We start from the raw sequence: 20,721 nt of genomic DNA, 5'->3' as shown, positions 1-20,721 counted from the left end.
TTCTTGAAAATTAATAAATATATACAATATTCCTGCCAAAAATTGAACTTATAGCGCACATGATTTTATCCATGCGGCAATCATTCCGCGCCGGGGTCGGATAGCGGTCCACACAGATTCTCTAACCCAAGGTCCTACTGCTGGATCGCCGCGGGGGCGGCCCTAAATCCTGAAGGACCCTTCCAAGGCACTCAAGGCTCGGTCGTAGACCTGCTGCAAATCCTCCTGCCGGCCTGCACCCGTCACGCATAGCCACTCCTCGACGGCAAGACGGATGAGCACCGAGAGCCATTCGACCAGGGCCCGTACCTGCAGTTTCTCGTAACCGGTGGCTCGCACCAAAGCGGTGACGAACGCTTCATCGCGATCGTGTTCCTGACGCAATGCCGCAGCCAGGAGTGCTGGCTCCTGGGAGATGAGTCGCCGGACCCTCAAGTAACGATGATGCCCCTCTGCATCGGCTTCTAGATCCGCCATTCGCGCCCGCCAAAAGGCCACGAGTTGGGGCCGAAGTGCCATCGACCCGTCGATCGTCTCGACTAGTTGGCCCAAGGCGGCAGCGATCTCGTCATCATCGAGTACCGCCTGTTCCTTGGATCCGCACAGGCGGTAGAACGTACGCGGTGAGACCCCTGCCCCGGCCGCGATGTCCTCGACCGTGGTCCCGCCTACTCCACGGTCCTCGAAGAGCTTCAATGCCGCATCGACGATCTCGGCGCGGGTCTGTGAGCGTCGTCGTTGCCGCAAGTCGATGCCTGATCCTTCTGCCCTGCTCATACCGACATGCTACAGTGACAGATGCCAATCTGGCAGTAACTGCCAGATTGGCATCATCAGCCATATACCGGTGCGGTCCCGCCCAATACCTCCCCGAGGGGGCGGGTTCGGTTCCGCAGGTCAGGCTCAGCAATGTCTCACCAGCCCTTGAAGAGGAACAGATGGCCAGCCCTACAGACACGGCACCTACCCAGCAGGTCACCGCCACTCCCCCACCCCGCCCCGGCCCGGTGCTTGCCCTTCTGGTGGCCAGCGCCTTCGTCGTAATCCTCAACGAAACGATCATGGGTGTGGCCATTCCCCAGCTGACCACCGACTTAAACATCACGCTTTCCACCGCCCAGTGGTTGACCACCGGCTTCCTCCTGACGATGGCAGTGGTCATCCCCACGACCGGGTTCTTGATCCAGCGCTTCCCGCTGCGCACCCTGTTCTTCACCGCGATGGGCCTGTTCACCGCCGGCACCCTCCTGGCAGCTATCGCACCGGGATTCGAGGTACTGCTGATCGGGCGCATCGTGCAGGCCTCGGGCACGGCCATCATGATGCCCCTGCTGTTCACGACCGTGCTCTCGGTCATACCGGCACACCGCCGCGGACGCTTCATGGGCATCATCTCCATCGTCATCGCCGTGGCCCCCGCAGTAGGACCCACCGCATCGGGACTGATCCTCTCGAGCTTCGAATGGCGATGGCTGTTCATCTTCGTGCTGCCCATCGCAGTGCTCTCCCTCGTCCTGGGCGCGATACTGGTCAAGAACCTCACCGAGACCCACCGCAGTCATCTAGACATTGCCTCGGTGCTGCTCTCGGCACTTGGTTTCGGGGGCCTGGTCTTCGGGCTTGCCTCGATCGGTGAATCAACTGAAGGCCACGCACCGGTTCCGGCGTGGATCCCCCTGGTCATCGGTGTACTCTCGTTGATTCTCTTCGCCAACAGGCAACTGAAGCTCAAGTCCACCAATCGGGTGCTGCTGGATCTTGGGGTTTTCCGCTCACGGGCGTTCTGCGTTGCCGTGGCACTGGTGATCGTGGTCTTCGCGGTGCTGCTGGGCACCCTGATCCTGTTGCCGCTGTATCTGCAGCAAGTTCTGGGCCTGGATACCCTGGCCACGGGGCTGACCCTGCTTCCCGGTGGAGTGCTCATGGGTGTCACAGCACCGGTGGTCGGTGCGTTGTTCGACCGCTTCGGCCCGCGCCCCCTGGTACTTCCTGCGGCCGTGCTCACCAGTGGCGCACTGTGGTGGATGACCACCTTGGATGCAGGATCCACCGTACCGGTGGTCATCGGCATGCACTTGGTGCTCAACCTCGGCCTGGCGTTTATGTTCACGCCCCTGTTGACCTCAGCACTCGGGTCGCTGCCAGCGCAGTTGTACTCGCACGGATCCGCGATCATGTCCACGCTTCAACAGGTCGCCGGTGCTGCCGGTACGGCCCTGTTCGTCACCCTAATGGCCATCGGCGCCGCTGCCGCAGCGGGGCAGGGCGTCACCGATGCAACGGCGGCCACCAGCGCTGGCGTGCACACCGCATTCACCGTCGGGGCGGGCTTGTCGCTGGCCGCGGTGGTGCTGGCGGTGTTCGTGCGCGGTACGAACACCGGATCACAGCGCGGTACGAAGCGTCGGAGTTGATCAACCCACTAATTCTTGCCCTATCTCCCGCATATCTTGCGGGAGATAAGGCGTACTGGCGGGTGCCTCGGACTCAAGACCTTGAAGGACTACGAACGGCAGCGCAAAGCCGGAGTGAACCCCGTCTTCGATCCCGCCATTGCCGGTATCAAGAACGCTGATTTCTGGCTTAATCCGAGTAAAACGGGGGCCATCAACCAGCGGGTCTCGTCCAACCGAGAGACACGTGGCTAGAAACAAGCACGGAAAATATCCGCTCCGCAGATAATCTGCGGAGCGGATATTCTTGAATCTTTGCCTAGTTGTCCGGAGTGCCCAGGTCCTCTAACGTCACCGGTGAAGTCAGGGATCTTTTATGCGTTGACACCAGATCTTCAGGTCGCATCTTACGGCCCTCAATCTCTGCGGCGATCTTCGCCGTCGCGAATCCGCAGACTCGGCCCTGGCACCAGCCCATACCGGGCCTTGCCAGCAGCTTGACGGATCGTGCATCCTGGGCCCCTAGATCGTCACGACTTTGGCACACCTTGCCGTAGGTGACCTCTTCGCAGCGGCAGATAATCGCATCGTCCGTAAGCCATTCGGTCCAGTGTTTGGGGACTGGGTGCGCTTGATGCATCGCTTGAGCAAAGGCCCTTGATCGACGGACGATGCCCTGCAGGGATCGGATACGAGAATGCGCTGGTCGGCGATTCATATCGATGAGGACGCTGTAGGCAGCTAATTCACCTTCAGCGATAGCCATGGCTGCCCCCCCGACTCCTGTAGCTTCGCCTGCGATGTAGATGTTCTCGACCGAGCTGTGCTGCAACTCGTCGACAACTGCCACTAGAGATTCATCGACGTCTTGGCGGGTCTGGGCACCGACTGCAATGACCAGCTCCATGGAAGGAGTGAAGCCCCATCCCAGGGCTACCAGGTCCACCTCGACCGTACGTTCGGATCCAACGATGAGACGGCCCTGAGCATCGACTTTCGAAACGGTTGCCGAGGATACTTCGGTGTCTCCATTGATGCGTGATACGACCGTTTTGGGCTTGTAGGCGATGTGGTGCTTGAGAAGAGCTGCTGCGTACTGGGCACCCTCGATAGCCTTTGATGGCATCTGCGCTGCACGCGTGGTGTTCTTCAACCAGCCGCTCAGGTCTCCGGCTTCGCAGATGCTGATGACTTCCGCGCCGGCATCAGCAAGTCCCACAGCGACTGGCAGCAGAAATGGACCGGTCCCTGCAACCAGTGCTTTCCGTCCAGCCAGGCTACGATGACCTTTCAATAAGGCCTGTACTCCACCGGCAGCCATTGTTCCTGGCAGATCCCACCCGGGGATAGGCAACTGCCGATCGTAACCACCCGGGCACAAGATGACTCGCTGAGCACGTACCACTCGTGAAGAGTCAGTGTTGTCTCGCCCGTCGGTGACTGCGTTGATCCGCAACGTCCATGGTTGTTGGTCTGCAGCGGGGCGTTCGATGAACCAGACCTGGCTGTGTGAGCTGTATGCGATGGAACCTGATAAGCGTAGCTTTTTCAGCCGGGCCCTGAGGTCGGTAAACGTCTTCCAGTGATGGTGGCCATGAGCTTCATCATCTACTGGGTGGTTTTCATCGGGGTGGCGCCAGTACTGGCCACCGGGCTGGATGCCAGCGTCGATCAATGCCACGCGCAGCCCCTGCTCTCCGGCATGTACGGCTGCACTCAATCCAGCGGGCCCTGCTCCGATTACGGCAACATCGAGGACCTCATGCATCACCGGGCTCCTTCTCTGTCCAGTTGGTTTCGCAGATTGTTCCTTCATCTGCCGGCGCCAAACAGGCCCGCTGGTTGGGTTGACCATTAATGGTCAGCAAACAGTCATAGCAGATGCCGATGCCACAGAATAGGCCCCGAGGCTTGTCATTGACGCGGGTGCTACGCCATGATCTGATTCCGGCATCCATCAGTGCCGCAGCCACGGACTGCCCAGGTTTGGCGTAGATGACCGTCCCATCAAATTCGATGCGCTGGACTGCTGGGTCGTTAGTGTGAGACATAAGCACCTTCTCTAAAGCGCTCTGGAGCAAAAGGAGCGAGGTCCAGATCCGTTGTTACACCGCGCAGGGATTGGATCAGCAGTTTCGCAGTTCCCACTGCCAGTCCGATGCCAGCACCCTCGTGACCGCTAGCGTGCCACAGTCCCGGGGCCCTGGAATCGTGCCCGATCACGGGGAGGTGGTCGGGACAATAGGGACGGAACCCGAGGTAGCTTCGCATGATCTTGACCTGGCGTAGCGGCGGAAACAGCGCTGCGGCTTCTTGTGCCATTTGGCGCAGAACCGGCAATGAGGTGGTGGCATCGAAACCTACACGTTCGCGTGATGAGCCGATGAGTACCGTACCGCTGGCGGTGCCTTCGATGACCGGCGAAGTCTGCAGTCCCCCGTCTGAGCTCAGCGTGGCAGCTACGTACTCCCCGGCGTACACCTTGTGGAAGATGGTAGGCGGCAAAGGTTCGGTGACTAGCACATAGCCTCGTCGGGGCAGAACAGGCACTGACACTCGTGCCATATCAGCGATGGTGCCTGCCCATGTTCCCGCGGCGTTGATGATCGCGTCAGCGTAGAAGGTACCCTGGTCTGTCTTTACGCCGGTAACCCGCTGGTGGTCACGCACCAGTCCGGTGACCGTCGTGTGAGTCGAGACAGTCGCTTGTCCTGCAGAACGGGCTAGCTTGAGTAGCTGGGCTGTCATCAGCATCGGCTGCACTTGTGCGTCCTGAGGATAGAATGCGCCGCCGGTGAGATCATCGGTGAGGTTTGGTTCGTATTCCTTCAAAGACGGTGCATCGATGATTTCCACTTCGATGCCTGCTTGCCGTTGGCGTTTGCTCAGAGCTCTCAGTGAGTCGAATCCATTATCGGTGCGCGCGACGACTAGCCCACCCTTGGACTCAAATTCCCAGAGAGACCCGAATTCTTCGAGATCCTCGCGCCAGATCTTCTGGGAATAGAGAGAAAGATCTAGTTCATGCCCGGCTTCTTTGTCGGAGACCAGCAAGTTGCCCTCGCAGGCGCTGGTGGTGCCTGCGGCGATTCCTGAACGGTCAAGCACGCGCACCGAATACCCCGCATGGGCAGCGAAGTAGGCGCATGCGGCCCCGACGGCGCCTGCCCCGATGACAATGATGTCGGTTGTGTGCGTCATAGCTGGAATCCCGTGGGGAAGGGATCGGTGGGATCCAGCATGTACTGGGCGGTGCCCGTTACCCAGGCTCGACCGGTGATGGTGGGAATCACGGCCTGGAAATCACCGACGGTGGCGGTCTCGATCAGTCGGCCGGTGAACTGTGATCCGATGATCGATTCATTGAGAAACGGTGTATGAAGGTCCAGTTCGTTGCGTGCGTACAACTGGGCCATGCGTGCGCTGGTACCGGTGCCGCAGGGGGATCGATCGAACCATCCGGGGTAGATAGCCATGGCGTGGCGGGAATGTTCTGCAGTGGATCCCGGTGCTTTGAGGTAGACGTGGTGGCATCCCGAGATGTTGTTGTTTTCTGGGTGGACCGGTCGACGGTAGGCGTTAATGGCTTCCATCACTGCCAGACCGGCTCGAATAAGGTCATCTTTATAGGCCCGGTCGAAGGGGACGCCCAGGGCGGCGAGGTCGACGATGGCATAGAAGTTCCCCCCAAAGGCCACATCGTAGGTCACTTCACCGAACCCTTCGACCGTAAGTGTCTGATCCAAGGCATAGGCGAAGGAAGGGACGTTCTTGATGGTCACGCTCTCCGCGTGACCATCTTTGACCTGCACCTCGGCTTTGACCAATCCAGCGGGGGTGTCCAAGGCGATAGTGGTAGTGGGTTCTTGAACTTCTACCATGCCGGTTTCAACCAGTACCGTCGCGGTGCCGATAGTACCGTGACCGCACATGGGCAGAAGCCCGGAGACCTCGATGAACAGGACCCCATAGTCGGCATCCGGTCGGGTTGCCGGCTGAAGGATGGTCCCGCTCATCGAGGAGTGGCCGCGAGGCTCATTCATGAGAAGCTGGCGCAGATGGTCCAGATGCTCGATGAAGTACTGGCGCTTGTCTGCCATCGTCTTTCCAGGCACTTCACCGATGCCGCCGGTGACGACTCGAGTTGGCATCCCTTCGGTGTGGGAGTCCACGGCATGGATGATACGTTGCGTTTTCACGATGTGAGCCTCGTCTTTCTCAGCAGCTAGGCCAGCTTGCCGTTGACCCGGCGAGTCAGATCCTGGTGCGGGGTGTCCACCAACTCATCGGGGAGCAACCCCTGCGGAAAGCCCTGGAAGGCCACCGGTCGCTGGAAGCGGTAGATTGCCGCGGTTCCTACAGACGTAGTTGAGGGAGCCGTCGTCGCCGGGTACGGACCACCATGCTGCTGTGCATCGGTGACGCTGACCCCGGTCGGCCACTGGTTCCACAGAATGCGGCCAGCCTTTTCCCGGAGGGCATCAACCAGTTCTGGCACGATGGAGTCCTGCTCCTCACCCAGAACCGTTGCAGTCAGCTGCCCATCGATGGCTTCAGCGAAGCGAACCAGCTCGTGTTCATTGCTGTAGGCCCCGATCAGAGCGGTGGGTCCGAAACATTCCTTGAACAGCTCGTCACGGGACTCGATAAGGCTGTCAAGACTAGTCATCAGCAGGGTGGGAGACGGCGCGTTGCCCAGCGGGTCGGAGCCCTGGGCCAGAACAGTCACCGCGGGGTGAGTGCTCAACTCGTTGAGCACCTCGGTGTAGCCGGAATGAATCCGGTCGTTGAGCATTTGCTGTCCATCGGTGAAGTCCGATTCCCGTAGCTCTTCGATGATCTGCGAGTCTCTCGGCACAAGCAGCACCCCTGGCTTGGTGCAGATCTGACCGGAGCTACCGGTGAAGGACGCGCGGAATCCGTCAGCGATTTCTACCGCACGAATGCCGGACGCCGCCTGGGTGACGAACGAGGGATTGATGCTGCCCAGTTCGCCGAAGAAGGGAATCGGCTCGTCGCGGCTGTTAGCAACGTCGAACAGCGCCCTGCCCCCGGGGATTGATCCGGTGAAGGACCCTGCCTTGATTCGGGGGTCGCGGAGTACCTGAAGACCCTCCTCACGTCCTTCGATCAGGGTGAACAAGCCCTCCGGCGCCCCGGCCTCGGCCAGCGCCTGAACAATCACTGCTGCTGTCTGCCGAGAGAGTTCGGGGTGTCCGGCATGGGCCTTGAGGATGACGCTGGCGCCGGCAGCAAGTGCGGAGGCGGTGTCACCGCCAGCCACACTGAAAGCGAAGGGGAAGTTGCTCGCCGCGTAGACGATGACGGGACCGACCCCCTGGTTAGTCCGTCGCAGATCAGGACGAGCGCCCATGGGCCAGTCGGGGTCCTGGTGATCGATCCGCGCGTCCAAGAATGAACCTTCCTCGATGACATCGGCGAAAACCCGTAGCTGGAAGGTCGTGCGGAAGAATTCACCGCTCAGTCGAGCCGCGGCCAGGTTAGTCTCGGCCTGCGCAGTAGCGATCAAGGCCTCCTTCTGACTGTCCAGGGCATCGGCTACGTTTCGAAGCACCGACGCGCGCTCGTTGCGAGAAGCGCGTGACCAGGCGCGGTACGCGGCATCGGCCTTCCCAACAATCGTGTCGACATCGGTGCTGAAGGTGTTCTGATTGCTCATGGTGACTCCTTAGTGGCAGCTACTCGGATTCTTCGGACTGGTGGCGGTGATATATCTCGGAGGCGATGACGAGGTCTTCCCAGGCCATGCCGACGCCGGAGAACAGTACTGGCCGGCCAGCAGTCAGGGCAAAGTGGCCTTTGGCGAGATCTTGAATGTTCGGCAAGTCCATTTCTTGCCATTCTTGAACACTTCTGGCGGGGATGATGTTGCCCCCTTCACGCATAGCCGATGTACGGCCTTCCACGACCACATCGGCACGTCGCGCCAATGCCGGTGGGACTTCCCGAGCTTCCAGGCCATGCGTTCCCACGGATAAGACGATCGCGTCGTCACGGACCAGTTGGTCATCAACGATCGACTCTTTACTGGCGGTCACCGTGACGACCAAATCCGCCTCTGCAACGGCTAAAGAGGTTCCCTGCTGGACAGCAATACCTTCAGATCTGAGGTGTCGCACGATTTGCTCGGCGGCGTCATCCCTCCGGCCCACGATGACGATCTTCTCCGGCCGGATCAGTTCCGCGATGCCCCGCGCGTGCTTCTCAGATTGGGGGCCGGTGCCAAAGATGACAGCGGTCCGGATCTTACCGGTCATATTTTTTGCGCGGATTAGGTGCTTCGCGGCCAGCATGGTGGTGGCCGGAGTGCGAACCAAGGTCAGTTCGGTGGCGTCCATCATCATCACCGGCGCCAAGTCCTCGTTGCGAAATAAGGTATACACTCCTTGCACACGGGGCTTTCCCCGCGCAGGATTGTCAGGAGCCAGTGTCAGGGTTTTAACACCGCAGAAATCTGTTGCCATTGAGGGCATCAGAAGGAATTCGCCCTCCGGGGCTTGCTCGAAGAGTCGCGGCCCGTCGTTCTCAGGGTTCACGGCATCATCGTTGAGAGCACGGTGTAGGGCATCGACGCCGCCTCGAATGCCGATGAGCTGTCGCATACGAGTCGCATCGAGGTACTGCATTGTTGTCATCTAGGTACTCCTGAAGGCTGAGGAATATGCAAGGGAGGGGCCGCCAGGGCCCCTCCCTTGCAGCAATACTGCCTACTTGTAACCCTTGGCCAGCACCTTCTCGGTGTCGGCAGTGATCTGGGCTGCGATCTCCGGGGGGAGAGGATTGCGCGGGGCACGGCAGATCCCGCCCTTACGCCCGGCGATGTCCATAGACAGCTTGATGGCCTGGACGAACTCGGTCTTTGAGTCCCAGCGCAGCAGGGAGTGAAGATCCTTGTACTTCGGCAGCGCCTCAGCCCACTTGGTCGGGTCCCCGGAGGTGGCCAGGTTGTAGAGATCCATGCTGGCTTGGGGCAGGGCGTTGGGGTATCCGGCTACCCAACCCACGGCTCCTGCGATGCCCAACTCAAGTACGACATCGTCTGTGCCGGCGAGGATGTCCAGCTCCGGCGCGGCCTCATGAAGCTCGTAGGCACGACGGACATCACCGGTGAACTCCTTGACGGCAACGATCAGCCCCTCGTCGAAGAGTTCCTTGACGATCTCGGTGGTCAGATCGACTTTGGTGTCGAAGGGGTTGTTGTAGGCCACCAGCGGCAGCCCGCCCTTGGCTGCCTCACGATAGTGTTCGACAATCGCGGTGCGATCAGCTCGGTAGATGTTCGGGGGCAGCAGCAAAATGGACTGGGCGCCAGCCTCGGCCGCCTGCTCGACCCAGTGCCGAGCCTGGTGAGCACCATAGGAGCCAGCGCCTGCCATCACGCCGAATCCTTCCGGTGCGGCTTCCACAGCGGTGGTGACCACTCGGGCCCGCTCCTCGTCGCTGAGGGTCTGGTATTCCCCGAGCGAACCATTCGGGGCCACGCCGGTGATCCCGTTCTCCGCCAGCCACTTCACGTGTTCGGCGTAGCCGTCGAAGTCTACGGAGAGATCCTCATTGAAGGGAAGGGCGGTCGCGACGTGAACTCCACGCCACGGCTTGTTCTGATCGATCATGTTTGGCTCTCCTTCGTGCTTGCGAGTGTGCGCTGTCACACTTCCACGCTATTTATAACATGTGCAATTGCACCGGCACAAGGAGTATCCCCGTGACGCCCAGAAGAAGCCTAGCCGTGGGCGCTGTAGACGGGGGGGCGACCGGCCCATACGCTGCGGGTCTGCTCAATATGACCGATCATGAGTTGATGCACCAACACCGCGTCACGGTTCTCTGCGGCATCGACGATGGCTAGATGCTCCCTGGCAGATTCTGCCAGCTCTCCCCTGTCAGCCAATGCGGACAATCCCACCAATCTTGCCTGGTCTCGCAGCTCCTCCACCAGCTTGAGGATGCGTCGATTTCCGGCATACCCCAGCAGCAGCAGGTGGAAGCGCTTATCGGCTTCGGTGTACTCGACGAGGTCATGAGCAGTGGCCTGATCCACGATCTCTTGCGCCGCTTGGCGCAGTATCGGGAAGTCCTCATTCGGAATTGAGTCGACACCGTCCCTTACAACGGGAGGTTCGATCAGCAGACGCAGCTGGGTGATCTCATCGAGATACTGCTCGTTGACTTCCGTGACCCGGAATCCTTTGTTGCGGACCATCTCCACCAACCCCTCCTTAGAGAGGTCCAGCATGGCTTCCCTGACCGGTGTCGCCGACACCTCAAGACGCTGCGCAAGGGATGGGGCGGAGTAGACGACTCCCGGAGTCATTTCGCCAGAGATGATGGCCGCCCGCAGGGCTCGGGTGACTCGACCCCTGATGTTCTGGGGCTTTCGGATCGGCTGTAGGTCCATGCCGCCTTGACACCGCCTCGACTTATACGTGAAACATCACTGGAATAGATCATCTTCATACTAGTGCACCAGCGCCATGTCACATGAGCCCTTGACCACAGGTGCAATTGCACATATAACAGTGTAGTGCCGGGTGATCGTACTCACACCTGGGGGCTGAGGCTGGCTACGGCCACCCGATCCGAATCGAGGAACACCATGACCATCCATCCGGAAACCAAGTCGATTGCCCTGGGCAAGTTCGAGCAATCCGACGGACACATGCAACGCAAGATCGGCCTATGGCAGCTCATTGCCATCGCCGTAACCGTTCAAATCGGGGCCTCATGGCTGCTGGCCCCCTTAGCCACGGCAGGACTTGCCGGCCCCGCAGCGATCCTGACTTGGGTCATCGGCGGCGTACTGTTCACCGTCATGGCTGCCCCGTGGCTTGAGACATCTACAGCGCTGCCAAGGACGGGCATCAGCGTCCGCGGACCTCAGTTCACCCATGGCTCACTCCTGGGATGGATGAACGGGTGGGGCTACATGATCGCCTGTATTACCCTCCCTCCCATCGAGGCCTTGGCGGCCCTAACCTATGTAGGTGGCCAATTCCCCAAACTGGGGTTGCTACACTCCGTGGAGGGCGTAACGATGCTGACGTGGCCCAACGGCATCCTGGCAGCTGCGGCACTGATCGTGGTGTTCTTCATGCTGAACATCTATGGGGTGAAGATCTTGGCCAAGACCAGCGCCTGGGTCTCACTCTGGAAGATCCTAATCCCGATCGTGGTCGCGGTACTGCTGTTCTTCTCCTTCAACTCAGAGAACTTCACCCAGTACGGGGGGTTCGCACCCATGGGTGCTTCCTCGATCTTCCACGCCATGACCACCGGTGGAGTGATCTTCGCCTTCAACGCCATTCGAGTCATCGCGGACTTCGGAGGTGAATCCGTCAACCCACGCAAGCACCTGCCCATCGCCATCGTCATCGGTGGTCTGATCATTCCCTTGGTAATCTACCTGGCCCTGCAGATCGGTTTCCTCGGAGTCATCGATTGGGGCGATATGGGCGTTGCCCCCGGCAATTGGGAAGGACTCAATGCTGGAGCATGGGCGGCATCTCCTCTGGTCAACGCACTGGCTGTCGCTGGCTTCGCATGGTTTGGCGTCATCTTGCTGATCGATGCCGCTGCGGCTCCTGCGGTTACCGGTTTGACCTTCATGGGAATCGCCGGACGCACCACCTACGCCAACTCGGTCAATGGAGCGCTGCCTAGGATTTTTCAGCGCTTGAACAAGTACGGCGTTCCCTGGTTCTCGTTGGTGATGTGCACCGTGGTGAGCATGTTCTTCCTCTTTCCCGCCCCCAGCTGGTATCAGATGGTAGGCCTAGTCTCGACCGCACTGGTTATCAGCTACCTCATGGGCGGGCCAATCTTGATGGTTCTGCGCCGCACCGCACCAGAAATTACCCGCCCCATCCGCCTGCCAGCCGCCTGGCTGTTTTGCGCCGCTGCCCACGTTGCATCGATGCTGGTAGTCTACTACGCCGGTTGGTGGACTCTGGTCAACCTCTTGACGATCTTCTTCTTCGGACTGCCGATCGCCGCGTTCTATCTTGGACCACGCATGGGATGGTTCACCAAGACAATTGGTGGGGTCATCGGCACGGCATCTCTGGTTGCATGGATTGCCCTGGCATCCGCTAGCGGGTGGGTCTTGACCGCCGGCACCACAAAGCGTCCCGGCGGCCTGCAGGACTGGACTTACATCATCTTGTTCACTGTCGTGGTGGCCGTTACCTGGACTGTCCTGCATATCGCCAGCAACAAGGACGGGCGGCGTCAGATCGCAGCCGCCGCCTGGCTCCCCGCGTCGCTCATCCTGACTCTGATTGCCGCCTACCTAACCGATACGACCAACGGGAAGGAAAAGCTGCTTAACGACGGGTGGACCGCCGCGATCGTCATCCTCGGAGGCATCCTCAGCTTCATCTGGGCCTCACGGAGCGGCATATCGACAGCGGAGATCCGTGATGTCGTGGAATCCGAGGCAGAGCTGCGAGAAGCCGAAGCACACCTGACCAAGTAGGTGATTCTTGGCGCCAGTAAAAGCGGTGGTACGGGGGGACCCCCACCCGTACCACCGCCTCGCCTCACTTGCGCCTGAACATCAAGGCCCAAGAACCCAGAAAGAGATCATCGCCGACCATACCCTTACCAGATCGCTGATTTTTCGTGCGATCAGCAACTTCTGCGTTGTGTGCGGCAAGACACTCTCGAAAGACTAGTTGATTTTCGCGATTCGACGATCCAAACCATAGTCGATTTTCAAGCAAGGCACTCTTCACACGATCGATAAACAGTTCAGGGATAGCAGAAGTCTCAACGGAAACGTATGACATTAGGTGTAGCCTGAGATGAGCGATTCATTGAAACGCCCAAACGTTTAATGATTTCTAGGCGCCGGTGACTCCAGGTTCTAAAGAACAGCCACGACCCGAATCCCTCGATTGACCTGATAACCGCACCACAGATCATGATCGTCAGCAACCACCAATACCTGAAGACTCAGAGGGGTCAGAATACTTTTTACACGGGCCGCATCAACGATGCATAAGCGATACGCGTTGGTAGTGTCAATCGGAATCCTAATTTTGAAGATTCCTTAGTGATGATGATAAAGATGAGGGGCGCCACAGAACGGCGCCCCTCATTAATTTTTCAGACTACCTAGTAGTTAATAACGGCCTAGTTTTTGACTACAGTTCCTGCCTGCATCACCAGGTTGATGTGATCATGGGGGTTAGCCAGGACCGAAATTTTTTCCAGGGGATCCTCGTCGAGCATGATTAAATCAGCGACCATGCCGACTTCCAACCTTCCTACTCTTTCCTCTTCCTCGATTAGTCGGGCCGCGGTCGAGGTCGCTGAGGTGAGAATTTCTAAGGGCGACTGGACCTCGGCGCGGATCTCAAATTCTTTGTTCTGATGGCGCTGCATGCGTCCCAGCAGGTCGCTTCCGTAAACGATGTTTACGCCCCCCATGGTTGCACGCTCCAGGGCACCCAATCCGGCTTCCAGGATCACGTCGACCTTTCGGGCGCTTTCAGTTGACTGGCCATTCTCTCTCCCTTCGCGCTGTAGGGCCCAATACGTTACCAAGGTGGGAACCAGGAATGCTTCAGTTGAATTAAAAAGACGAATGGACTCTTCGTCGATGAAATTCCCGTGCTCGATGCCGCGTACCCCATAATTCAGGCAGCGGTTGACGGCTCGGGCTGTGTAGGCATGTGCAGTGACGTAGCGATTCGCCGCCGTAGCTTCTTCCACCGCGGCACGGATTTCTTCCTCTGAGAACTGAGTGGAATCAACGCGATCGGTCGGTGATGCCGCCCCGCCGGATGCCATGATCTTGATGTGGTCTGCGCCCTTGCGCACCTCGTCTCGAACGGCGGCCCGGACTCCATCGACGCCATCAACCACCCTGCCGATACCGTGGCGGCATATCGGTTCAGCATCATCCCCAGGCCCCCGGAAGTCACCGTGCCCACCGGTCTGGCTCAGTGCTGGGCCCCCGAATTTGACGCGGGGGCCGACGAAGAGGCCGCGTCGCTGAGCTTCGGCCAATCCGTAATCCGCCCCACCCACATCACGTACGGTGGTGAATCCCCGAGACAACATTGAGCTCATCGCTTGCGAGGCGTGGGCTGCCTGTAGGGTCGGAGATGTCCGAGCGTTTGAGCCCAAGTCCGCCGACTCGGCGTTGAGGTGCACGTGACAATCGATGAGTCCGGGTATGAGGTAACGGCCCCGAGCATCGATGACCGAGGCCCTAGCTGGTCGCGGCAGATTCTTTCCGATCTCGGTGATAACACCATCATCGATCCGGAGATCGCCCTCCGCGTATACTCCGGAGGAAATGTCAAGAATCTCCGCATTATATAAAATGCTCACTTCATTCACCAGGGACACTCTCCTTAATTGATTTCACCAAACGGTCATTACAATTCACAATAATGTCAATAATCTCTAGGTGATTCTCGAGGTTCAGAGCACCTGCAGGACCCAGAATGTTGATCACCGCGAGAGTACGGGATGCTTCCATGACCGGAACATTGAGCACTGATCCGATTCCGAGGTGGATCAGCTGATCGGCGTCGCCGAGGTGGCTCCGCATATCACTAAAGTCAACGAGGAGGAGTGATTCGGAGCGGTCGAGCAGCGATTCTCTCCATAGATCAGAAACGCTTTCCGACTTATATTCCCCTTCGGGACTCATCGAATCGTTACTGCTGTATATTCTATAGGTTTGATCGGCACGCGGAGTCCGTGCCAGTATCGTAACCAGATCGATATCTGCTTTTCCCTTCATCTTATTCGTGAGATCCTGAAATACTTTCCGGGTCATTTTTATTCCACCTCGGCTTCATTTATTTCTTCGAGCGAGTGGCCCGATGTGGTGAGACCGAAGATCACTACGATTACGACCCCCGTAATGAGCACTGCGCAGGTCAGTCCGAATACACCGCCGAAGCCCCAGGTTGTAGAGGCGAATCCGATGATGATGGGCGCGGAGATACTCCCGACTCTACCGAAGGCGCTAGCTGCACCAGTGGCAGAAGCGCGCACCCAGGTGGGGAAAAGCTCCGGCGTGTAGGCATAGGTTCCGGCGACCGACCCGTTGAGGAAGAAGGATAGTACCGCCCCACTGGCTAGGATCATGCCCGGCTCGCTGCTTTGACTTAACCAGTAGGCGCTGATTGCCCCTCCGACGAGGTAGATGGCAATGGTGTACTTGCGCTCGATCTTCTCACACAGCCATGCGGCGGAGAAGTATCCTGGTATTTGGGCAGCGTAGATGATGATCGAGAAGTTGAAGCTCTGCGTAATGTCGATCCCGCGTTGAACCAGGAGAGTTGGGATCCAGGTGAAAAAACCATAGAACGAGAATACATTGACGAACCAGATGGTCCATATCACGATAGTTCGTCGACGAATTTTCCGACTCCACAAATATCTCATTGCTTGTAGGAAATTATTCTTATTGACCTGGACGTCGTCCTGCCCGCTGGGGGTAGGGACGGTGAGATTCTTTCCGGTGGCTTCAACGACTTTGTCTTCGAACCCCTTGACGACACGTTCTGCCTGATCTCGCAGTCCTTTAACGAGGAGGTACCGCGGGGATTCTTGTAGTGAGCGCCTCCACCACAGCAGCAAGATGATCGGTGCGGCGGTGATGACTTGGGCCCAGCGCCATCCCTGATCACCCATGGGCACGATGTAACGCCCGATCAGGGCCGCTAGGACGTAGCCGAAGGAGAAGAAACCGGCCAGGCAGGCGACGAACCATCCCCGTCTAGCCGGCGGTACAAACTCCGAAAGGTAGGGGGCGATGATGACGCTCTCAGCGCCGATACCGAAACCTGCGATGATTCGCGCGATGGCGAAGATCTCGAAGGTGGGCGCGATGGCCGCGATCAGCGTGAAGACCGTATAGATAGCCAGTGCCCACATCATGATCGGTTTGCGCCCGAACCGATCACCGAGCCAGCCAGCCATTAGGGCTCCGATGAGGTAACCAACGGGGGTGGCTGAAGCCAGTAGCCCCAGCGGACCGTTTCCAAGACCCCATTCTGTGGCCATGCTCGGTAGCAGGAAGGCTACCAGGGCGTTATCCATGCCATCAAAGGTGTATCCCAGGCCTCCGATGATGAGCAGGAGGTAGTGCGGCCTACTCATGGGCAGTCGGTCGAGTCTAGCTAGTAGCGACATGGCAACTCCTGTGTGTGGTTCAGGTCTCATACAGTCGATGCGTTGCAACTGTACTCGCGACGCAAGCACTGTTGCAATGGGTTAGGGTGGGCTTGTTGACATCGATTTCGAACGCAAGGGGGAAGCCATCTCCAGTCGCGAGGCAGCCCTCCCCCACCCCTTCCGGACGTGGGTCGACGCGTTGGCAACGGACCCCGGCTTGACTCAAAAGGGCCGACTTGTCCTTGGGGCTGTTCGCGCCCATCCGCGGGTCACCGCCTTCTCCAGCTCCCGCGAAGTAGCCCAGCTCAGCGGGGTCAACATCGGAACCGTTACCCGGGCAGCACAGTCGTTGGGATATAGCGGGTGGGCCGATCTGCAACAGGAATTTCGCGCCAAGTACCTGGCCAGCCTCAGCGCCTCCGAGGTGGCCGCAGAACACGAGCTGCAAGAAACCAGCCCTCAGTCATCTCTTACTCAAGACCGAGCCACGCTGTCCTGGATTGACAACCCCAAGACAACCGAGAACATCTCACGGATTGCCGAAATGATCGCCCGATCAAACCGCACGGCGGTGGTAGCGCAAGGAAGTTACGCTTCCGTTGGAATTGCACTTTCGCACAACTGTTCAATCGCCGGGTACGACGTGTCATTATTAACGGACCAGGCGCAGATGGCTAATTTCATACCGAAACTTTCCGAGAATGATTTGGTGATAGCCATCAATAGCTGGCGCCTTTACAGTTCCACCCATACCACCCTGGAGATAGCACATGAAAAGGGTGTTCCGTCTGTGCTCATGACGGATTCCGCAAGTTCCGACATTCAAGGATTAGCCAGCATCTTTTTGTCTATACCATCGGAAAGCGCGGGTTTCTTTCCTTCCATGGTCGGCTCTATCTCGGTGGCTCAGGCCATCGTGGTGGACCTTGTGGGAATCGATCCACAGCGGTCGCAGCAATCGATCCGGGCTTCAGAGTATGGGTGGGGAAAATTCGGCCTCATGCGCGAATAGCATTCCAGACATCAGGTAGCAATCTAATCTTCAAAGCATCGATCAATTGATGGCATCGGCAAGCATCGGGCACCGGTAGACATTGGATAGGCCTGAGTGATTTCGTGTGCATATTATTGTAAGCGCGTCCGCTCGTGAATCCAGCACATTCGGCCACCCCTCTACCGTCACATACTGCAGATGCAGTAGCAAGGATCGTCTCAGAGGTTGATGTCTGTTCCTACTTAATCAGAAACAATCGATAGATGACGATCACGCATCCCTCTTCTGCCGAAAGCAAATCCACCAAGACTCGACCTCAGGCAGCTGTCATCATCAATAGCAGCAAATTCCTCGACCCCCGACGAGCTGAAAGATTTCGCCGCGACGTGTTTCGAGCTTTTGCCAAACAAGGCTGGGATACCCCCATGTGGCTACCCACCACCGGTGATTCCCACGGCAAGGAACAAGCGCGTTCCGCCCTTTCTACCAACGCTAAAATGATCATGGTTGCCGGCGGTGACGGCACAGTACGTGAAGTCGCGCAAGAGCTAGCCGGCACCGACCGCCCGCTAGGAATTTTGCCTCTGGGTACCGGAAACCTTCTAGCTCGAAACCTTGGTGTGCCTTTGCAAGAGGTCAGTGAAGCAATTAAGATCGCCTGCTCTGGTGCGGATCGAAGGATTGATCTAGGATGGTTGGAAATACCTGCCCCAGACGATACCAAAAAAGTTGCAAGGTTCGCCTTCACCGTGATGGGCGGGGCAGGTTTCGACGCCATGACAATGAGGGGCGCAAGGAGCCGAAGTAAAAAATTGTTGGGTCCTTTCGCATACATTCTTTCAGGAATCAAAGCATTTTCGAAACCGCTACAAGCAACACAAATCACCAGCGATGGATCAAAAATCGTAAATGAGCCTACACATGGATTTATCATCGGCAACTTTGGTGATTTAATGCTCGGCGTGAGCCTACTGCCCGGAGCCGATCCCACGGACGGATGCTTCGAAGGGGTGGTACTTCGGCCGCGATCCATCGGGCAGTGGATCAGCGCTGCATGGAACCTGCTCTTCGGGGCTTCCGATCATGCGGCTTTGCTCCGGTTCCGGGGGCGACGCCTCCAGATGCGCTGCGCCACACCGCAACTGATCGAAGTAGATGGTGATGTGGTGGCCGAATCGACTTCGGTGACAGCTTGGATCCAACCCCGGGCGCTGAGGGTACGTCGACCGCTGCACGGTCTTGAGTTCACCGGACGCAAGAACCCGTTCGTGACGTAGAATTGCCGATGAATTTATGCGGCACACTTATAAACATGCCACCTCGAGGAGTTGAACCAGCTATCGCTTCGTTACGGGCCAGCGCTTCCCTACTGACCTCGGTCATCACCTTCGTCATTGTTGCGGCAGGTGCGATAGGAGTGGGTCTGGACGCGCTCAGGGGTCTGGGATGGCTGGGCCTTGTTCCTACCGTGCTGATTGGTTCGGGACTCTACCTCTCCAAGATCAAGCCGACACTAGGTATACCTGTAGTACTGCTCTCCTCCCTCTTGATCGGCCTGTTGGATGTTCTTCACGTTGTCGGATGGACAATGGTCGCCATGAGCGTGTTCATCCTGACTCTCCGTGGAACTCGAGCACGCTTCCTGGCTCCCGCTGCCGCTATTTGCGTCTATGCCGGAGAGGTGTTGGCCAACGACGGGGCATTTATTAACGAATCTGCATTCACCGCCATGGGCGTCGCCTTCGGCACCTCAGCAGCGGGTAGCGCTATTCGTGAACATCAAAATTACCTTCGCTCCTTAGCGGAACGAGCCGAAGAGCGCGCTCAAGTGAAACTGATGGAGCAAAAAAGACGCACCACTGAGGAACGGTTACGCATCGCACGTGATTTACATGATGTCGTAGGTCATCAAGTTACCCTGGTCAATATGCAAATCAGTATCGCTGAGGTGTCTTTGCCCAATGAATCTGCCAAGAGTCTTGCCGCTCTTCACGCTGCTCGTCATGCGGTCCAAGGAATCCTTCAGGAGAGTCAACGCATTCTCACCGTTTTAAGAACTGACACAGACCCCTCCGGTCGCCTCTCTCCCACCCCAACGCTTGACCAGCTCGGGGAACTTCTAAGCACCTATCGTGCCATTGGACTGGATGTTGTGTCGAAACTCGATCAAAACCCACCATCAGCTAGCCCCGGAATAGAAACAACTATATATCGCATTGTCCAGGAAGCTCTAACAAATGCTCAAAGATACGGGACCGGAACTGCTGAAGTAAAACTTCACTTCGACTCTTTCTACGCAAACTTGAGCATTACTAATCCAACCCAGAAAAACTCGATTAGCGAGGGTTCTGGATTCGGCCTCGCAGGAATGGCGGAGCGAGTGGATTCCGTCGATGGAACCATGACGGTCGATGATTCCGGGAACGTGTTTCGACTTTACGCAAGGATCCCCTACCGCGAGACGGAAAGTTCATGATTAGAATACTCATTGCCGATGATCAGGAAATGATTCGAATTGGCTTGAAAGCCGTCTTGGAAGCATCCGATGATCTCGATATTCTAGACACCGCAAGCGACGGAATAGAAGCCGTCAAGAAGAGTCTTGAATACCACCCCGATGTGATTCTCATGGACATTCGAATGCCAGGAATCGATGGCGTTGAAGCGACACAGAGGATCCGTGAATCTCATACCTCGACGGAGACTCCTTACATCATCATGCTAACGACCTTTGATGATGACCAGAACGTTTTTGCTGCCTTACGTGCCGGAGCCGTTGGTTTCCTCAATAAAGGTCTAGGCCCGGTCGAGCTCGTTCGTGGGATTCGCGAGGTGGTTGACGGTGGTGGGGCGCTTTCAGCCAATGCAGCCTCAACCCTAATTGCTCATGCCGCAGAGACTCCACCCCCACGAATTGATACCGATTTGCATCGACTTTTCACCGGCCTCACGGCCCGCGAAAGACAAATAGTTCTTTCAGCGGCCCGTGGGGACCGCAATGACCAAATCGCGATCGAGCTCCATTTATCTCCTTTCACGGTTAAGACACACCTGAACCGGGCCATGACAAAAGTAGGTGCTCATGACCGTGCGCAACTTATCGCCTTTGCCTACCGGGCCGGTTTGACACCATAGAACCTGGCCCTATGACCAGTAGACGCGGATGTTACTGCA

The 20,721-nt window shown here is 57.9% G+C and carries 19 protein-coding genes; 6 read left to right on the top strand and 13 right to left on the bottom strand.

All coding sequences use genetic code 11. From position 1 onward, the window contains the following. Positions 1-162: 162 nt before the first annotated feature. Entirely contained in the window at positions 163-777 is a 615-nt protein-coding gene (locus tag NBM05_RS04045) for a TetR/AcrR family transcriptional regulator (protein ID WP_254165294.1), read from the bottom strand. Positions 778-938: 161 nt separating this feature from the next. Here NBM05_RS04045 and NBM05_RS04040 point away from each other — a divergent pair, with 161 nt between their 5' ends. Next, complete coding sequence (locus NBM05_RS04040; RefSeq protein ID WP_254165293.1) at positions 939-2,414, top strand: MDR family MFS transporter; 1,476 nt, start codon at positions 939-941, stop codon at positions 2,412-2,414. A 298-nt stretch (positions 2,415-2,712) separates the two neighbouring features. On the opposite strand, the gene NBM05_RS04035 is transcribed toward NBM05_RS04040, so the two are convergent. From NBM05_RS04035 to NBM05_RS04000, 8 genes are all read right to left on the bottom strand, one after another. Beyond that, complete coding sequence (locus tag NBM05_RS04035; protein WP_254165292.1) at positions 2,713-4,161, bottom strand: FAD-dependent oxidoreductase; 1,449 nt, start codon at positions 4,159-4,161, stop codon at positions 2,713-2,715. Continuing rightward, positions 4,154-4,444, bottom strand: coding sequence for a (2Fe-2S)-binding protein (locus tag NBM05_RS04030; RefSeq protein ID WP_254165291.1), 291 nt, complete (start codon positions 4,442-4,444; stop codon positions 4,154-4,156). Before NBM05_RS04030 ends, NBM05_RS04035 begins: the two co-directional genes overlap by 8 nt. Continuing rightward, a complete protein-coding gene (locus NBM05_RS04025; RefSeq protein WP_254165290.1) occupies positions 4,431-5,594 on the bottom strand; it encodes an NAD(P)/FAD-dependent oxidoreductase in 1,164 nt (387 codons plus the stop codon). The genes NBM05_RS04030 and NBM05_RS04025 overlap by 14 nt, the downstream gene beginning before the upstream one ends. Then, positions 5,591-6,544, bottom strand: coding sequence for a proline racemase family protein (locus NBM05_RS04020; RefSeq protein WP_373689281.1), 954 nt, complete (start codon positions 6,542-6,544; stop codon positions 5,591-5,593). Before NBM05_RS04020 ends, NBM05_RS04025 begins: the two co-directional genes overlap by 4 nt. Before the next feature lie 74 nt (positions 6,545-6,618). Then, positions 6,619-8,073, bottom strand: a complete 1,455-nt coding sequence (locus NBM05_RS04015) for an aldehyde dehydrogenase (NADP(+)) (protein ID WP_254165288.1) — start codon at positions 8,071-8,073, stop codon at positions 6,619-6,621. A gap of 19 nt (positions 8,074-8,092) precedes the next feature. Beyond that, a complete protein-coding gene (locus NBM05_RS04010; protein ID WP_254165286.1) occupies positions 8,093-9,049 on the bottom strand; it encodes an ornithine cyclodeaminase family protein in 957 nt (318 codons plus the stop codon). A 72-nt stretch (positions 9,050-9,121) separates the two neighbouring features. Continuing rightward, the gene (locus NBM05_RS04005) at positions 9,122-10,027 is read right to left on the bottom strand and encodes a dihydrodipicolinate synthase family protein (protein ID WP_254165285.1); all 906 of its coding nucleotides are present in this window, start codon (positions 10,025-10,027) and stop codon (positions 9,122-9,124) included. A 110-nt stretch (positions 10,028-10,137) separates the two neighbouring features. Then, the gene (locus NBM05_RS04000; protein ID WP_302183675.1) at positions 10,138-10,812 is read right to left on the bottom strand and encodes a GntR family transcriptional regulator; all 675 of its coding nucleotides are present in this window, start codon (positions 10,810-10,812) and stop codon (positions 10,138-10,140) included. 198 nt (positions 10,813-11,010) lie between these two features. On the opposite strand from NBM05_RS04000, the gene NBM05_RS03990 reads away from it, so the two are divergent. Beyond that, positions 11,011-12,888: an APC family permease gene (locus tag NBM05_RS03990; RefSeq protein WP_254165284.1), complete on the top strand. Its 1,878-nt coding sequence runs from the start codon at positions 11,011-11,013 to the stop codon at positions 12,886-12,888. A gap of 64 nt (positions 12,889-12,952) precedes the next feature. On the opposite strand, the gene NBM05_RS03985 is transcribed toward NBM05_RS03990, so the two are convergent. The 4 genes from NBM05_RS03985 to NBM05_RS03970 form a co-directional block, all read right to left on the bottom strand. Beyond that, positions 12,953-13,201: a hypothetical protein gene (locus NBM05_RS03985; protein WP_254165283.1), complete on the bottom strand. Its 249-nt coding sequence runs from the start codon at positions 13,199-13,201 to the stop codon at positions 12,953-12,955. 346 nt (positions 13,202-13,547) lie between these two features. Beyond that, the gene (locus NBM05_RS03980) at positions 13,548-14,762 is read right to left on the bottom strand and encodes a metal-dependent hydrolase family protein (RefSeq protein WP_309248109.1); all 1,215 of its coding nucleotides are present in this window, start codon (positions 14,760-14,762) and stop codon (positions 13,548-13,550) included. Further along, the gene (locus NBM05_RS03975) at positions 14,755-15,207 is read right to left on the bottom strand and encodes a hypothetical protein (RefSeq protein WP_254165281.1); all 453 of its coding nucleotides are present in this window, start codon (positions 15,205-15,207) and stop codon (positions 14,755-14,757) included. The genes NBM05_RS03980 and NBM05_RS03975 overlap by 8 nt, the downstream gene beginning before the upstream one ends. 2 nt (positions 15,208-15,209) lie before the next feature. Next, complete coding sequence (locus NBM05_RS03970; protein WP_254165280.1) at positions 15,210-16,478, bottom strand: MFS transporter; 1,269 nt, start codon at positions 16,476-16,478, stop codon at positions 15,210-15,212. 292 nt (positions 16,479-16,770) lie between these two features. Between NBM05_RS03970 and NBM05_RS03965 the strand changes: the two genes are divergently transcribed. The 4 genes from NBM05_RS03965 to NBM05_RS03950 all read left to right on the top strand — a co-directional run bounded on the left by NBM05_RS03965 (position 16,771) and on the right by NBM05_RS03950 (position 20,682). Then, positions 16,771-17,565, top strand: a complete 795-nt coding sequence (locus NBM05_RS03965; protein WP_254165279.1) for a MurR/RpiR family transcriptional regulator — start codon at positions 16,771-16,773, stop codon at positions 17,563-17,565. A 245-nt stretch (positions 17,566-17,810) separates the two neighbouring features. Further along, positions 17,811-18,824, top strand: coding sequence for a diacylglycerol/lipid kinase family protein (locus NBM05_RS03960; protein ID WP_254165277.1), 1,014 nt, complete (start codon positions 17,811-17,813; stop codon positions 18,822-18,824). A gap of 35 nt (positions 18,825-18,859) precedes the next feature. Beyond that, the gene (locus NBM05_RS03955) at positions 18,860-20,023 is read left to right on the top strand and encodes a sensor histidine kinase (RefSeq protein WP_254165275.1); all 1,164 of its coding nucleotides are present in this window, start codon (positions 18,860-18,862) and stop codon (positions 20,021-20,023) included. Further along, the gene (locus NBM05_RS03950; protein ID WP_254165273.1) at positions 20,020-20,682 is read left to right on the top strand and encodes a response regulator transcription factor; all 663 of its coding nucleotides are present in this window, start codon (positions 20,020-20,022) and stop codon (positions 20,680-20,682) included. The genes NBM05_RS03955 and NBM05_RS03950 overlap by 4 nt, the downstream gene beginning before the upstream one ends. The last annotated feature ends 39 nt before the right edge of the window (positions 20,683-20,721 follow it).

The sequence above is a fragment of the Rothia santali genome (assembly GCF_024199905.1).
Classification (GTDB): Bacteria; Actinomycetota; Actinomycetes; order Actinomycetales; family Micrococcaceae; genus Rothia; species Rothia santali.
The sequence above is the reverse complement of the archived record's forward strand: the minus strand, read 5'-3'. Positions and strand labels throughout refer to the sequence as shown.